At 66.0% G+C, this 15,167-nt stretch carries 12 protein-coding genes; 8 read left to right on the top strand and 4 right to left on the bottom strand.

The annotated features are described in order from the left end of the window. Positions 1-370 precede the first annotated feature (370 nt). The gene (locus BMX99_RS10240) at positions 371-2,080 is read right to left on the bottom strand and encodes an ABC transporter ATP-binding protein (RefSeq protein ID WP_093450875.1); all 1,710 of its coding nucleotides are present in this window, start codon (positions 2,078-2,080) and stop codon (positions 371-373) included. 403 nt (positions 2,081-2,483) lie between these two features. Between BMX99_RS10240 and BMX99_RS10235 the strand changes: the two genes are divergently transcribed. The 5 genes from BMX99_RS10235 (at position 2,484) to BMX99_RS10215 (ending at position 10,387) form a co-directional block, all read left to right on the top strand. Further along, positions 2,484-4,595, top strand: coding sequence for a TonB-dependent siderophore receptor (locus BMX99_RS10235; RefSeq protein WP_093450873.1), 2,112 nt, complete (start codon positions 2,484-2,486; stop codon positions 4,593-4,595). Then, positions 4,589-5,500, top strand: a complete 912-nt coding sequence (locus BMX99_RS10230; protein WP_409371773.1) for an ABC transporter substrate-binding protein — start codon at positions 4,589-4,591, stop codon at positions 5,498-5,500. Before BMX99_RS10235 ends, BMX99_RS10230 begins: the two co-directional genes overlap by 7 nt. After that, positions 5,497-7,473 carry a Fe(3+)-hydroxamate ABC transporter permease FhuB gene (fhuB, locus tag BMX99_RS10225; RefSeq protein ID WP_280140392.1) on the top strand — a complete coding sequence of 659 codons (1,977 nt, stop codon included), beginning with the start codon at positions 5,497-5,499 and terminating at the stop codon, positions 7,471-7,473. Before BMX99_RS10230 ends, fhuB begins: the two co-directional genes overlap by 4 nt. Beyond that, complete coding sequence (locus BMX99_RS10220; protein WP_093450871.1) at positions 7,473-8,240, top strand: ABC transporter ATP-binding protein; 768 nt, start codon at positions 7,473-7,475, stop codon at positions 8,238-8,240. Before fhuB ends, BMX99_RS10220 begins: the two co-directional genes overlap by 1 nt. A 185-nt stretch (positions 8,241-8,425) precedes the next feature. Next, on the top strand, positions 8,426-10,387 hold the full coding sequence (locus tag BMX99_RS10215; protein ID WP_170848701.1) for a TonB-dependent receptor plug domain-containing protein: 1,962 nt from the start codon (positions 8,426-8,428) through the stop codon (positions 10,385-10,387). Positions 10,388-10,468: 81 nt separating this feature from the next. Here BMX99_RS10215 and BMX99_RS10210 read toward each other — a convergent pair whose 3' ends face one another. Together BMX99_RS10210 and BMX99_RS10205 are read right to left on the bottom strand one after the other, a co-directional pair. After that, entirely contained in the window at positions 10,469-10,945 is a 477-nt protein-coding gene (locus BMX99_RS10210) for a MarR family winged helix-turn-helix transcriptional regulator (RefSeq protein WP_093450867.1), read from the bottom strand. Between the two features lie 120 nt (positions 10,946-11,065). Then, on the bottom strand, positions 11,066-11,557 hold the full coding sequence (locus BMX99_RS10205) for a winged helix-turn-helix transcriptional regulator (RefSeq protein WP_093450864.1): 492 nt from the start codon (positions 11,555-11,557) through the stop codon (positions 11,066-11,068). A 246-nt stretch (positions 11,558-11,803) separates the two neighbouring features. On the opposite strand from BMX99_RS10205, the gene BMX99_RS10200 reads away from it, so the two are divergent. Both BMX99_RS10200 and BMX99_RS10195 read left to right on the top strand, forming a co-directional pair. After that, positions 11,804-12,418: a 2-hydroxychromene-2-carboxylate isomerase gene (locus BMX99_RS10200; protein WP_093450861.1), complete on the top strand. Its 615-nt coding sequence runs from the start codon at positions 11,804-11,806 to the stop codon at positions 12,416-12,418. A gap of 39 nt (positions 12,419-12,457) precedes the next feature. Next, positions 12,458-13,177, top strand: a complete 720-nt coding sequence (locus BMX99_RS10195; protein WP_093450855.1) for an SDR family NAD(P)-dependent oxidoreductase — start codon at positions 12,458-12,460, stop codon at positions 13,175-13,177. 21 nt (positions 13,178-13,198) lie between these two features. On the opposite strand, the gene BMX99_RS10190 is transcribed toward BMX99_RS10195, so the two are convergent. Further along, a complete protein-coding gene (locus BMX99_RS10190) occupies positions 13,199-13,660 on the bottom strand; it encodes an Lrp/AsnC family transcriptional regulator (RefSeq protein WP_093450850.1) in 462 nt (153 codons plus the stop codon). A 103-nt stretch (positions 13,661-13,763) separates the two neighbouring features. Between BMX99_RS10190 and BMX99_RS10185 the strand changes: the two genes are divergently transcribed. Then, positions 13,764-15,167 carry an aminotransferase class V-fold PLP-dependent enzyme gene (locus BMX99_RS10185; RefSeq protein WP_093450845.1) on the top strand — a complete coding sequence of 468 codons (1,404 nt, stop codon included), beginning with the start codon at positions 13,764-13,766 and terminating at the stop codon, positions 15,165-15,167.

The following is a 15,167-nucleotide window of genomic DNA, read 5'->3' as shown; positions in this document are numbered from 1 at the left end:
TGTCCGAAACACGCAGGCCGCCCGTGATATGCACCACGATAACAGCTACGGTGGCTCATCGGCACGGCCGGTCTGGTTGCGACGATCAAAGGGGCCACGTGGAGGGACACTGGATGAAACACTATGTCGCTTCCGGCGTCGGGCACTTGACACCATATACTTGTGTTTGCTATTATTTATATGATTATCAATAAGTTAGAGTAGAATCCTACCACCCCAGCCAGTTCTCCTGAAGACAAGCCGATCGCATCGCCTGGGCATCTCGCCCGGATTGTTGCTTTTGCCATAGCACCCCCCCGATCTTGTGATCGGAGGACTTTCTTTCGTTGAATTTCTGGCAGCATCCTCCGGGGCTAGCCCGCCCGCCCCGCTAGACCGAGGCCTCCGCCAGGCTGGCATAGCGCCCCGCAGCGGCGCGCAGTTCGGCGTCGGTGCCGATCTCGATGATGCGCCCGGCCTCCATCACCGCGATGCGGTCGGCGTCGCGGATCGTGCCCAGGCGGTGCGCGATGACAAGCGTCGTGCGGTCGCGCGACAGATCCGTCAGGGCCCCTTGGATCAGGCGTTCGGTCGCGGTATCCAGCGCGCTCGTCGCCTCGTCCAGGATCAGGATTGGCGGGTTCTTCAGGAAGGCGCGCGCGATGGCGACCCGCTGTTTCTGCCCGCCCGACAGCATCACGCCACGTTCACCGACGATGGTGTCCAGCCCTTCGGGCAGATCGGCGATCATCCCGGCCAGCTGGGCGCGGTCGGCGGCTTCCAGGATCTCCTCCTCGCTGGCCCCCAGACGGCCATAGGCGATGTTTTCCCGCAGGGTGCCGCCGAACAGGTAGACATCCTGGCTGACGATGCCGATCTGCCGCCGCAGCGTGCGCAGCGTCATGTCCCGCACGTCCTGTCCGTCGATCAGGATGCGCCCCTCACCGGGTTCGTAGAACCGCGGCACCAGCGACAGAAGCGAGGTCTTGCCCGCCCCCGAAGGACCGACGAAAGCCATCGTCTCGCCTGCGCCGACATGCAGGTTGATGTCGCGGATCACCGGGCGGTCATCGCCGTAATTGAAGTGCACGTTCTCAAACGTCACCGCGCCACGGAAGGCCGGGGCCGGAACCGCATCGGGCCTGTCGGCCACGTCGGGCTGCGTCTGCATCAGGTCCAGATAGCGGCGGAACCCAGCGATGCCGCGGGGATAGACCTCGATCACGGCGGCGATCTTGTCCAGCGGGCGGAAGAAAACCCCGACCAGCAACAGGAAGGCCACGAAGCCGCCGGTGGTCAGCGACCCGTTCAGCACGAAGATCGCGCCAGCCACCATGACGATCACCTGGATCAGCCGCATGCCCATGTAGTTCAGCGAAGACGAGGCCGCCATGACCTTGTAAGCCGCCAGCTTGGTGCTGCGATAGGCGGCGTTGTCCTTGGCAAACAGCGCGGTTTCATGATCCTCGTTGGCGAAGGCCTGGACCACGCGCATGCCGCCGACGTTTTCTTCCAGCCGGACGTTGAAGGCGGCGACGCGGGCGTAGATTTCGCGCCAGGTGCGGGTCATGCGGCCACCGTAGACCGTCACGATCACTACGCAGGCGGGCACGATGGCGGCGGTGATCAGGGCAAGCTCCAGATCGATGGTCAGCATCAGAAGGAAGGCCCCGACAAAGGTCATCACCGCGATGAACAGATCTTCGGGGCCGTGATGCGCGACCTCGCCGATCTCTTCCAGGTCGCGGGTCACCCGCGCCACCAGCTTGCCGGTGCGCACCCGGTCGAAATAGCTGAACGACAGGCGCTGAAGGTGATCGAAGGCGCGGCGGCGCATCTCGGTCTCGATATTGATGCCCAGCATGTGGCCCCAGTAGATCACCACCGCCATCAGCCCCGCGTTCACGACGTAGATCACCAGAAGACCCACGGCCGCCAGGATCGTCACCGGAAGATCGCCCGAGGGCAGCAGCCGGTCGATGAAGGCCTGCACCGCCAGCGGAAAGGCCAGTTCCAGCAGGCCTGACAGCACAGCACAGCCGAAATCCAGCCAGAACAACGCCTTCCATGGGCGGTAATAATCGAAAAACTGGCGCAGCATGGCCGTTCCTTCCTGGTCTTGCGCCCCGGCGGGGCGGTCTTTGAACCCGCATCTGGCCTGCCCTCGCACCCGGTTGGTGCGGGAACAAGCCCCGGCCCGGTCACGCCGGGTTTGCGGTTTGATCGGGCCGTGCCAACAGGTCCCTTGCCCCGTCGCGACCGCAACTTTGCCGGGAATCGGCGCGAATCATCTCGCCCCAATTAACGGGACCCGATCTATGGGCAGTGACCTCTCGACGGCGGATTCTGTGGCATCGGTGCCACGCAGTGCAGCCCGGCAAAATATTTGCCTCTCATATATAGTTTATTCTTTTACTCAAGTTCTTTCGGTGGCATGGGGTGGCCCCGTTGACATGTCCGATTGTTTTAGTCAGGTACGCGCCGCAAAAAATCGAAAGGCTCCCATGACACACGCCCGCCGCACCGCCCTCATGGCCGGGGCAAGCACACTTACCCTTGCTGCCTCGCCCTTGATGGCGCAGGAAAATCAAGAGGTTGTAGACCTCAACACGATTATCGTGACCGCCACGACCGACACCTCGACCCAAGCCGAAGGCTACGTGGCCGAGTACAACCAATCCGCCACGAAATCCGACACGCCGCTGGCCAAGACGCCGCAGTCCGTGTCCGTCGTGACCGCACAGCAGATCGAAGACCAGAACGCCCAGACCCTTGGTCAAGCGCTGAACTACACCGCCGGCGTGCTGGGCGAGCCCTATGGCATGGACCCCCGCTTTGACAGCCCGACCGTGCGCGGGTTCGAGGCCCGTGGGTCGCAATACGTCAACGGCCTGCGCCAGCTGCGCTACATGGGTGCGCCCGCCTATGAAACCTATGCCCTGCAGCAGGTCGAGGTTCTGCGCGGCCCCAGCTCCTCTCTCTATGGGGCGGGATCCCCGGCCGGGATCATCAACCAGGTGCAGAAGCGGGCACAGGATTTCGACTTTGGTGAGGTCGGCCTGGGCTTTGACAACAACGGCTCCAAACAGGTGTTCTTCGACTTCAACACCGCCGTCACCGACGACCTGTCGTTCCGCGTGACCGGCATCGGCAAGGATCAGAACACGCAGATCAAGGACCTGGGCAACGACCGTGGCTACCTGGGCCTTGCCGCCCGCTACCGCCCGTCGGATTACACCACAATCGACGTCATCGCGTCCTACACCAAGGATTCGCCGATCTCTCCGGCCGGTGTGCCCTTTGCGCTGACCGGTCAGGGCAACGACGACTACCTGCGTCAGCTGAACACCGGCGAACCGGGCTGGGATCGCAGCGACCGCCGCATTTTCAACCTGGGCTTCGAAGTCAATCACGAGCTGGAAAGCGGATGGACCCTGAGCCAGAGCTTCCGCTACGAGAAATTCGACTGGGAATACTATGGCCACTACGTGAACGGCACCGCCAATGGCGGGACCGAGATCACCCGCGGGGCCAACCGCCAGGTCGAGCATAACACCGGCATCAGCCTGGACACCCGCCTGGCCGGCGAAGTCCAGACCGGCGACGTCGTGCACGAGCTGCTGTTTGGCATCGACATCCGCCGCTTCAAGGCCGACACGGTGACCGAGTTCTACAACTCGACCACAGGTGGCGTGGGCAACCTGACCTGGGCCAACCCGACCTATGGCACACATCCGAACGGCACGGCCTGGTACACCAGCACCCCGGCGATCACCCAGACGCAGGTCGGTGTCTACGCCCAGGACGAGATCGAGATGGGCCGCCTGCGCGCCTCGCTTGCGCTGCGCTATGACTGGTCGAAACAGGAAGGCACGACCTACACCAACTTCGCCGGCAACGGCGTCGTGGATCAGTCCGACACCGCGCTGACCGGCCGCGCCGGCCTTGGGTACGAGATCGCGGAAGGCACCTTGGCCTACCTGAACTACTCGACCTCGTTCGATCCCGAAATCGGCGTCGACGGCAGCGGCAACACGCTGAAGCCGCTGACCGCCCGTCAGTGGGAGGCCGGCGTCAAATACGAACCGACCGGCTATCGCGGTCTGGTGACGGCCTCGGTCTACGACCTGCAGCAGGAAAACCTGACGATCAACCTGGGCGGTGCCCTGGGCCGTCAGCAGATCGGCAAGGTCAAATCCTACGGGTTCGAACTGGAAACCGTGGCCGAGCTGACCCGCGGTCTGAACCTGCGCGCCAGCTATGCCTACAACCGCACCCGCGTGGTGGAAAACGGCGGCTCCAACAACGGCAACGAAATGCCGAACGCGCCGCGCCACATGTCCGGGATCTGGCTGGACCAGACCTTTGACAGCGGCTTCCGCCTGGGCGGCGGTGCGCGGTTCATCGGGTCGCGCAAGGGCGATCTGGCCAACACCTATTCGCTGGCCGGCGTGACGCTGTTCGACCTGGGCGTGGGCTATTCCACGGACAAGTTCGACGCCTCGCTGAACGTGGGTAACGTCTTTGACAAGGTCTACCTGGCGAACTGCGGCAGCTTTGGCTGCTACTACGGCGAAGGCCGCACCATCACGGCCAAGATCAGCTACAAGTGGTGATCCCTGACCGCGCGTTCAGCGTGCCCTCGCGACGCGCCTTTCTGACCGCCGCCAGTCTTGCACTGGCGGCGGGTTTCCCTTTGCGGGCCTCTGCCAAGCCTTCCCCGCGTCTGGCGGCCATCGACTGGGCGATGCTCGAGACCGCCATCGCCATCGGCCACATGCCCGTCGCCGCCTGCGAATTGATCCGCTACAGCCAGGACACGCCCGAACCCGAGATCCCCGACAGCGTGGTTGATCTGGGCCTGCGCGGTGCCCCGAATTTCGAACTGCTTCAGCTGGTCCGCCCCGACCTGATCCTGACCTCGCCCTATTACACCCGGTACGAGGCGCGGCTTGCCCAGCTGGCCCCGGTGCTGAACCTGCCCTTCTATGTTCAGGGAGAAGCGCCCCTGGCCAAGGTTCTGGCCGCCCTGCACGGCCTGGCCGAACGGGTCGACGATCCCGGGTCCGCCATTCGCGCCGAGGCCCGCGCGCAGGACAGCTTTGACACCATCGCTCGTGACATCTCCGCCCATGCGGACCGGCCGCTGTGCCTGATCAACATCGGCGATGCCCGCCACCTGCGCGCCTTTGGGTTTGACAGCCTTTTCGGCTCGACCGCTGCGCGACTTGGGCTGGAGAACGCCTGGGAAGGCCGCACCCGCTTCAGCTTTCTCGCGCCGGTTCCGATCGAACGCCTGGCCAGCCTGCCCGAGGCCCGCATCGTCATCGTCGGTGATGTCCCCGTGCAGGCACGCCGCGCCCTGTCCCGGTCGCGGCTGTGGCAGGCGCTGCCCCAGGTCGCCGAGGGGCGGCTGTATCAACTGCCCGAGGTCAACGCCTTCGGCGGCTTGCCCTCGGCCCTGCGCTTTGCCCGGCTGCTGCGCCATGCGCTGCTGACCAGCCCAAAGGTGCGCCTGTGACCCGCGCCCGCCTTCCCCTTCTGCTGGCGCTGACCGCCGCCCTGGCCCTTGCGCTGACCGGCCGCTATGCGGTGATGCAGCTGCCCCCGGGCCTCTGGCCCGCCCTGCCCTTGGACGCCGACGGGATGAGCGTCGATCAGATCCTTCTGGCCTTCGGCACCCTGCCGCGCGGGGTGATCGCCCTGCTGGCCGGGGCGGCGCTTGGGCTGTCGGGTGCGCTTTTACAGATCGTGCTGCGCAACCCGGTGGCCGATCCCACGACGCTTGGAATTTCCTCGGGCGCGCAGCTGGCGCTGGTGCTGGCGACGATCCTGGCCCCTGACCTGCTGGCCCTGGGCCGCTGGCCGATCGCCCTGTCCGGGGCCGGTCTGGCCACCGCGCTGGTGCTGGCCGTGGGCGCGCGCCGCGCCTTTGCGCCGGTCACCATGGTGATCACCGGCATGCTGGTCGGCATGACCGCCAGCGCCATTGCCACCGCCGTCACCCTGTCACAGGGGCAATACCTGCTGTCGCTGGTGATCTGGAACGGCGGATCGCTCGTCCAACAGGATTGGAGCGGCGTTGCCACCCTGGCCCTGCTGCTGGCCGTCGGAGCCCTGGCCGCCGCCCTGCTGGCCCGCCCGCTGCGGGTGCTGTCGCTTGGCATCGCCGGGGCGGCGGGTCTGGGCGTGAACGTCGCCGCCGTGCGGCTCGCGGCGGTCTGTGTCGCGGTTGTGCTGGCCGCCGGTGTCTCGGCGGAACTGGGGCTGATCGGCTTTGTCGGCCTGGCCGCCCCCGCCCTGGCCCGGACCCTGGGCGCCCGCACCATCCCGCAGCGCCTGGCGCTGTCGCCGCTGATCGGCGCGCTGATCCTGTCGCTTTGCGACGGGCTGGTCCTGACCCTGGCCGGCGCAGGAGGAGAGATGTTCCCGACCGGTGCCCTGACGGGCCTGATCGGCGGCCCGCTTCTGATCTGGCTGCTGCCGCGCCTGCGCGGGTCCACCCCGCCGGGGACCGAGGCCGCCGAAGGCCCCGCCCCGCGCCTGTCCCGCCCGCTGCCGCTGTTGGGCGCGCTGGTGGCCGCGCTGGTGGTCCTGGCGCTGGTGCTGGTCTGGATCGGCCGCGTGCCCGGCGGCTGGGCCATCCTGGACGCCCAGAGCTTTGCCGACTTCCTGCCCATGCGCCTGCCCCGCCTGATCGCGGCGGCGGCAGCAGGGGCCGCGCTGGCGCTGGCGGGCGCGGTGCTGCAACGGCTGACCGCCAATCCGCTGGCCTCGCCCGAGGTGCTGGGCGTCTCGGGCGGGGCGTCGCTTGGCTTTGCGGCGGTGATCTACCTGGTGACAGGCCCCGGCGCGGCGCTGCTGTACGGGGGCACAATCGCGGGCGGGGTCGTGGCCCTTCTGCTGGTCGCGCTTTACGTGCTGCGCCGCGACATGCCGACCGAACGCATCCTGCTGGCGGGCATTGCCGTGTCGGCCTTCGCCTCGGCGGTGCTGTCGGCGATCATGGCGGCGGGGGACGCCAAAAGCTGGGTGATCCTGGCCTGGCTCAGCGGATCCTCGGCCGCCGTCACCCTGCCCGGTGCGCTTGGGCTGGGCGCCGTGGCGCTGGCGCTGTGGCTGGCGGCCCTGGGCGGACGGCGCTGGCTGGCGCTGTTGCCGCTTGGTACCGGGGTCGCGGGCGCGCTTGGCCTGCCGCTGCGCCTCGCCCGGCTACTGCTGATCGTGCTGGCGGGCATCGCCACCGGGGCCGCGACGATCCTTGTCGGACCGCTCAGCTTTGTCGGGCTGATGGCCCCGCATATGGCCCGCCGCCTTGGCCTGGCCCGCCCCGAACACCATCTAAGCGGAGCCGCCCTGATCGGTGCCCTGCTGATGCTGACCGCCGACTTCGGCGCCCGCATGGCCGGCTTTCCCTATGAACTGCCGCTTGGCCTGTTCGCGTCACTGATCGGCGCGCCCTGGCTGTTGTGGCTGCTGATGAGGTCGAAGTGATGACCCTGTTTTCCCTGAATAATCTGACCGTGGACGTCCCCGGCCGCCGCCTGCTGCACGAGGTTTCGCTGAACCTGCCAGCAGGCCGGATGATCGCCCTGATCGGCCACAACGGATCGGGCAAGTCCACCCTGCTCAAGGCGCTGGCCCGCCAGATCCCCGCGACCGGAGACATCCGGTTCGAGGATCGCCCCCTGCCCGACTGGTCCGCCCGCGACTATGCCCGCCGCCTGGCCTTCCTGCCGCAGACCACCCCCCCGGCCGAGGGGATGTTGGTGCGCGAACTGGTCGCCCTGGGCCGCTATCCCTGGCACGGCGCGCTTGGCCGCTTTGGCCCGCAGGACGAGGCGGCGGTCGCGGGCGCCATGCAGGAATGCGGCGTCACCCGCTTTGCCGACCGCCTTGTCGATACGCTGTCGGGGGGCGAGCGTCAGCGCGTCTGGCTGGCGATGATGGTGGCGCAACAGGCCTCGACCCTGCTGCTGGACGAACCGATCTCGGCCCTGGACATCGCCCATGCGGTCGAGGTGCTGCAACTGGTGCGCCACATGTGTCACAGCCAGAACCGCAGCGCGGTGATCGTGCTGCATGACGTGAACATGGCGGCCCGCTATTGCGACCACATCGTCGCGCTGAAGGGCGGTCGCGTCGCCCTGCAGGGCACGCCCGACGACCTGATGACGCCTGCTGCGCTGCACGACATCTATGCCTTGCAGATGGAGATCCTGGCCCGCCCCGACGGCTCGCAGGTCGCCGTGCCCGCCTAAACGAAAGGGCACCACGGCGGGACGCGGCCCGCTGGCAGGGCACCCGGCCAAAAAGCCGCGAAAAGACCTGCAAAAGCGCCTTTCCGACACAATACATGCACTTGCATGATAAGGGCCCGTGAACTAGTCAGACCCCACAGCCAGGATTTTCCCAGCCGACAATCGAAAAGACGCCGGGGGACATCATGCGGCACAGAACAGGCGCGCTTTTGCGCGGGACCAAATCCATTCTCATGGGCAGCGTGGCCGCTGTCATCGCCACCACCACCCAGGCCGAGGTCTTCCAGCTGGACCCGCTGGTGGTGCAGCAGCGCGACATCCACGGTCAGGCCGCCGACCGCGCCACGTCGATGTATGTGTCCGACTTCGAACTTGAGCGCGCGCGCACCGGCGATCTGAAGGATGTCTTTGCCGGCATCGCCTCGGTCTCGGTCGGGGGCGGCATTCCGATCGCCCAGAAGATCTTTATCAACGGCGTCGACATGCTGAACCTTGGCGTGTCGATCGACGGAGCGGCACAGAACAACCGCGCCTTCCACCACGTGACCTCGAACGCCATCGATCCGGGCCTGCTGAAACAGGTGCGGGCGGATGCGACGATCTCTCCTGCGGATGCGGGGCCCTTTGCCCTGGCCGGATCGGTCGTCTTCGAAACCGTCGATGCCGAGGATATCCTGACCGATGGCCAGGCCGTCGGCGGCAACCTGCGCCTGTCCTATGCCGACAATGGCAACACCGCCCAGGGCGCGCTGACCCTTGCGGGCCAGTACAACGGGTTCTCCTGGCTGGGCTATGTCAAACGCGCCTCGGGCGACGATTACACCACCGGCGCGGGCACGGCTCAGGTCGGGTCCGGCGCGAATATGCTGAGCACCCTGGGCAAGGTCGCCTATGAGGCGCAAGAGGGCCACCGCTTCGAACTCTCGGCCCAGCACCTGCGCGACAACGAACTGCGCCAGTTCCGCCCCAACTTTGGCGGTCAGGGCGGGTCGGCCCAGCCGCTGTACCAGTTCAACACCCTGCGCCGCAGCTATTCCTTCACATATGAAAACGTGCTGGCCGACGGGCTTTGGGATCCCAAGCTGACCCTGGGTTATTCCGAAAACGCCGTGAACCGGCCGCTGAACGAAGACAGCAACGGCACCACCGGCACTTATTCGATGACGCTGCAGAACACCTTCCACCTGGACGGGGCCAGCACCATCGTCGCCGGCCTGGATTACCAGGACACGACGGGCAACTACTACAGCCCGCCGACCTCCAGCTCTCCGGCGGATGTCACGGAACGGTCGCGCAATATCGGCGTCTTTGCCCAGGTGCGTCTGGCGGCGACCGACCGGCTCGACCTGTCGTTCGGGGCGCGGTACGACCGCCAGCGCTTTACCGGAACCGGCGGCCAGCAGATCACCAATCAGGGGCTTTCGGCGAATGCCTCGGCCACCTTCCAGCTGACCCAGGCGCTGTCGCTCCGCGGGGGCCTGTCCACCGTCTTCGGCGGTCTGGATATCGAGGACAACTACACCTTCAACCCCGCTTGGGATTACACCGGGCTGCGCCCGTCCCGCGCGAACAACGCCACACTGGGCTTCGACTACGAGGTCGGCGGGCTGAAACTGGGGGGTGAGCTGTTCGTATCGCAATTCAAGAACGCCCGGACCTCGACCTATGGCGCGACCCGGAATTCCGACTTCGAAAGCCGGGGCTTCAACCTCGGTGCCACCTATGGCTGGGACAGCGGCTTTGCCCGTGTGACCATGTCGCACAGCAAGGTGTCGATCAACGGCCAGGAAGAGGACAGCTATACCACGCTGGACTTCGGCGCGCCGATCGGAACGGTCTTTGCCTTCGAGGTCGAACAGGACACCGGAATCCAGGGCCTGAAGGTCGGCGGCGGCATCGACGCGGCCCTGCCCAAGACCGGCGGCGGCAGCTTTGGCAACCGCGACTTCCCCGGCTATCAGGTCGTGAACGTCTTTGCGGAATACGTGCCGCCGTCGATGAAGAACCTCACCATCCGGGGCGAGATCAGCAACCTCTTCGACGTGACCTATGCCGACCGCACCACCTATGGCGGCGATTTCCAAAGCATCGATACGCTGAAAGAACCGGGCCGCACGATTTCGGTCGTCGCCGTCTTCCAGTTCTGATCCTGTCCGCGTGACCTTTGCACCGGCCCCAGGCGGGCCGGTGTTTTCATTTGCGCACACCGCGTGGCCGGTCAGGCGCGGCTACGGATAAAGCCGGATCAGGTACCGCACCATGTCATAGGCTTCTTCGGTGCTAAGCCGAGTGCTGAATTCCTGCTGCATGATGTGGCTGAAGATCGGGTCGATCTCGTCCATCTTGGCGCGGCCTTCGGGTGTCAGCGTCACCTTCTTTGCGCGGCCCGGCCCCTTGGCCCCTGCCCCCCGGACATAGCCCAATTCTTCCATCCGGGCGATGTGACGCGACAGCGAATATTGCGGGCACATCAGGCGCTGTTCCAGCTCGGACATGACGATGCCCGCCTCGCCCGCCCGGTCAAGCTGCACCAGGATCTCGCTCCAAAGCGGATCGCCGATGCCATGTGCGCGCAATTCGCGGGCGACGCGGGCCATGGTGCTGCGCTGCACCCGAAGCAGGTTGATCCACAGCCGGTTGTAGCCCGTTTCGGGATCGGGATCGTCGTGAAACGGATCTGTCGCGGGCACCTGCGAAACCGACATGTCACCTGTCCTAAGCCAAAGGTCTGGTCAGACTGCACCCTGGCACCGGTGCTGACCAGTGAATTCCGCGCCCTTTTCCGGCCATTTGCGCGGCTGCGCAAGGACTTGCCCGTTATGGCCCTAGCCGGACCGCCGCGCCGTCACCGGCAGGTGACGGTCATCTGTGCGGCCCGGTCCGGGCAGCACATCAACCTCTTGCGGGCGCAGGGGGTCGCCGCATTCGGAACAGCTGAGCACCGGGTCGAACAGATGCCCGCAGCTCTGGTGGCGATGCAACACGGGGCGGCCCGCGTCGCCGGCCATGTGCCGGTCCCCCCAGTGCACGATCGACAGCACCACCGGATACAGATCCAGCCCCTTGGCAGTCAGCTTGTATTCATGGCGCGGCGGGCGGTCCTGGTAGGCGATCTTTTTCAGCACCCCCGCCTCGGTCAGCTGCTTCAACCGGTCCGACAGGATGCCGCGCGTCACCCCCAGCCGGTCCTGGAAGGCATCAAACCGGCGCACCCCCAGGAAACAATCCCGCAGGATCAACAAAGTCCAGCGGTCTCCGATCACCGACAGGGTCCGCGCCATCGAACAACTTTCCTCGGCCAGCTCATCCCATTTCATCCGCGCTCTCCACGATCAGGGGCAGGTCTGTGTCAGGAATAAACTTGACCGGGGGCTGATGTCAAAATTAAGTTCGATTTCAGAACCGACTCAGCGCGGATCGGTCGAGGGAGGATATCATCAAACCCCGCACGCCCGGCCGGACATCCGGCGGATGGCGGCCTGCGGCCCGGTGCCCTGCCCTTGAAACTGATGACCAGACCCCGCGTCCCAAAGGGAAGGCAGGGCAGATCGAAAGGTGACCCAATGACCCAGACCGCAAAAGCGATCGAATTCCACTTCGATTTCGGCAGTCCCAATGCCTACCTGGCCTACAAGGTCCTGCCCGGGATCGCCGCCCGCCAGGGGGCCGAACTGAACCTGATCCCCGTGCTGCTGGGCGGTGTCTTCCGGGCCACCAACAACCGATCCCCGGCCGAGGCCTTTGCCGGCATCCGCAACCGCCTGGAATACGAGGCGATCGAGCGGGATCGCTTTATCCGCCGCCACGGGCTGACCCGCTTTGCCTGGAACCCGGCCTTTCCGGTCAACACCCTGCGCCTGATGCGCGGGGCGGTCGCGGCGCAGCAGATGGGGGTCTTCGACGCCTATGTCGCCGCCGTTTTCACCGCCATGTGGGAAGATCAGGTGGACATGGGCGATCCTGAGACGGCGATTGCCACCGTCACCGCCGCCGGGCTGGACGGGGCCGCCATCTTTGCGCTGGCGGAAACGCAGCCCGTCAAGGACGCCCTTCTTGCGACCACCAACCGCGCCGTCGAAATGGGCGATTTCGGCAGCCCCACCTTCCACGTGGGCGGCGAAATCTACTTTGGCAAGGACCGCCTGCGCGACTTGGAAGACCACCTGGCCAGCCTCTGACCGGCCCAAAACGACCGCACCGCGAAAAGGAACCATCCCATGGACCACCGCAACCAGACCGTCGCCGTCATCGGGGCCGGAGATTACATCGGGGCCGAGATCTGCAAGGCCTTTGCCGCCGAAGGCTTCACCATCTTCGCCGGTCGCCGCAATGGCGACAAGCTGGCCCCCCTGGTGGCCGAGATCGAGGCCATGGGCGGCAGGATCGAGGCCCGCACCCTAGACGCCCGCAACGAAGACGCGGTCATCCAGTTCATCGCCGAGGCCGAGGCCACCGCCCCGCTTGAGGTCTGCATTTTCAACATCGGGGCCAATGTGAACTTTCCCTTCACCGAAACCACCGAACGGGTCTTCCGCAAGGTCTGGGAAATGGCCTGCTATGCCGGGTTCCTTACCGGGCGCGAAGCCGCGAAGACCATGCTGCCACGCAATCGGGGCTGCATCTTCTTCACCGGGGCCACGGCGGGCCTGCGCGGCGGCAAGGGCTTTGCCGCCTTCGCCAGCGCCAAGTTCGGCCTGCGGGCGCTGGCGGAATCCGCCGCGCGCGAATTGATGCCCCAGGGCATTCACGTCGCCCATCTGGTGATCGATTCCGGTGTCGACACCGCCTGGGTCCGCGAACGCATGGCCGAGTCCGGCAAGGACCGGGTGCTGATGGACCCGGCCTCGGTCGCGCAGACCTATATCCAGCTGTGGAAGCAGCCGCGCGATGCCTGGACCTTCGAAACCCAGATCCGCCCCATGGGCGAGGCCTGGTAGCCCCCTGCTAGGCCACTGCGATCAAAGCGGAAGATCCCGGTCTTCCGCGATCGCCTCCATCGTGATCAGCGATGTCACGGTGTCCAGATCGACCGAGGCGATCATGCGCTGGTAGACCTGATCGAACCCGTTCATGTCCGCCACCTGCACCTTCAGGATATAGTCGTAGTCCCCCGCGATCCGGAACATGTCGATGACATTGGGGATGGTCGAGACCTCGCGCCGGAAGTTTTTCAGCCAGTCCGCCGAATGCTGCCGCGTGCGGATCAGCACGAAGACGGTCAGCCCAAGGTCCACCGCATCGCGATCCAGCCGCACGGTATAGCCCGCGATGACCTTTTCGTCCTTCAGCCGGTTCACCCGCCGCCAGCAGGCATTCTGGCTAAGCCCCACGCGGTCCGCCAGGTCGCGCTGCGACAGGGTGGCGTCCTTTTGCAGCGCCCGCAGGATCCGTCGATCAATTTCGTCAAGTTTCACGCTCATGCGCGTCATTTGACCCAAAATATGCCCATCAGACAACGATATTTGTGAGAAAACCGCGCCGATCTTCGACCATTTTCCCTTCAAACGAAGGAACAGGCGCAAGATGACCGACTTTTTCACCGCTTTTGCAGATCAGATGACCACCCCGGACCGGATCGAACGGCTGCGTGCCGGGCTGATCGGCGACGGGCTGACCCTGCCCGGCCCCGACGGCCCGCTCCCCCTGATCTATGCCGATTACACCGCCTCGGGGCGGGCCCTGCGGCAGGTCGAGGATGCGGTGATGACGCATGTCCTGCCCTATTACGCCAATTCGCATACCGAAGGCTCCTATTGCGGCGCGCTGATGACCCGCCTGCGGCGCGAGGCCCGCGCCGTCATCGCCCGCCATTGCGGGGCCGACGACAGCTTCGCCACGATCTTCACTGGCGCCGGGGCCACGGCCGGCATCAACCGCGCGGTGCACCTACTGGGCCTGCCCGAAATGGTCGCCGCCGGTGCCAAGCCGCTGGTGGTGCATGGACCGTATGAGCATCATTCGAACATCCTGCCCTGGCGCGAAACCGGGGCCGAGGTGATCGAGACCTTGGAAGCCCCCGGCGGCGGTGTGGACCTGGCGCATCTTGAACAGGTCCTGAACGCGGCTTCCGGACGGCCGGTGATCGGCACTTTCTCGGCCGCGTCGAACATCAGCGGCATCCTGACGGACACCACCGCCGTCACCCGGCTGCTGAAACGCCATGGCGCGCTGGCGGTCTGGGATTACGCCGGTGGTGCGCCCTATATCGGCATCGACATGGCCCCCGGCACGGATCACGCCATGGATGTCGTGGTCTTTTCGCCGCACAAATTCATCGGCGGCCCCGCGGCCTCGGGCGTGCTGATGATCCGGCGCGACGTGGTTCAGGGGGCCCGCCCGACCTGGCCCGGGGGTGGCACGGTGCGCTTTGTCTCGCCCTGGGGGCATGACTACGCCACCTCGCTGGAAATGCGGGAAGAGGCCGGCACGCCCAATGTCATCGGAGACATACGCGCCGCCCTTGCCGTGCTGGTCAAAGAGGCCATGGGCCAGGACTGGCTGGACCGCCGCCACGCCGCCCTGCGCGCCCGCGCCGAACAGGCCTTTGCCGCGATGCCGGGGGCACGCTTTGCCGGGCAATCCTGTGCGCCGGGCACCCGTGCCCTGCCGATCCTGTCCTTCTGGCTGACCGGCGAGAATGCCCCGCATTTCGGGGATGTCACGCGGATCCTGTCGGACCGCTACGGCATCCAGACCCGCAGCGGCTGTGCCTGCGCCGGGCCCTATGGGCACCGGCTTCTGGGGCTGTCGCGGGCGGACAGCGACGCGATCCGCACCCGGATCAGCGCGGGCGACGACACGGCGCGCCCGGGCTTCACCCGCTTCAACCTCAGCGCGCTTCTTTGCGACGACAAGGTCGATGCGATCCTGTCGGCGGTGGCCGAGATCGCCGCGACATCCCCTGCGCGCCTGGCCGAACCGGCCTGA

This window comes from Pseudooceanicola nitratireducens (assembly GCF_900109195.1).
In the GTDB taxonomy this organism is placed as follows: Bacteria; Pseudomonadota; Alphaproteobacteria; order Rhodobacterales; family Rhodobacteraceae; genus Pseudooceanicola; species Pseudooceanicola nitratireducens.
The sequence above is the reverse complement of the archived record's forward strand: the minus strand, read 5'-3'. Positions and strand labels throughout refer to the sequence as shown.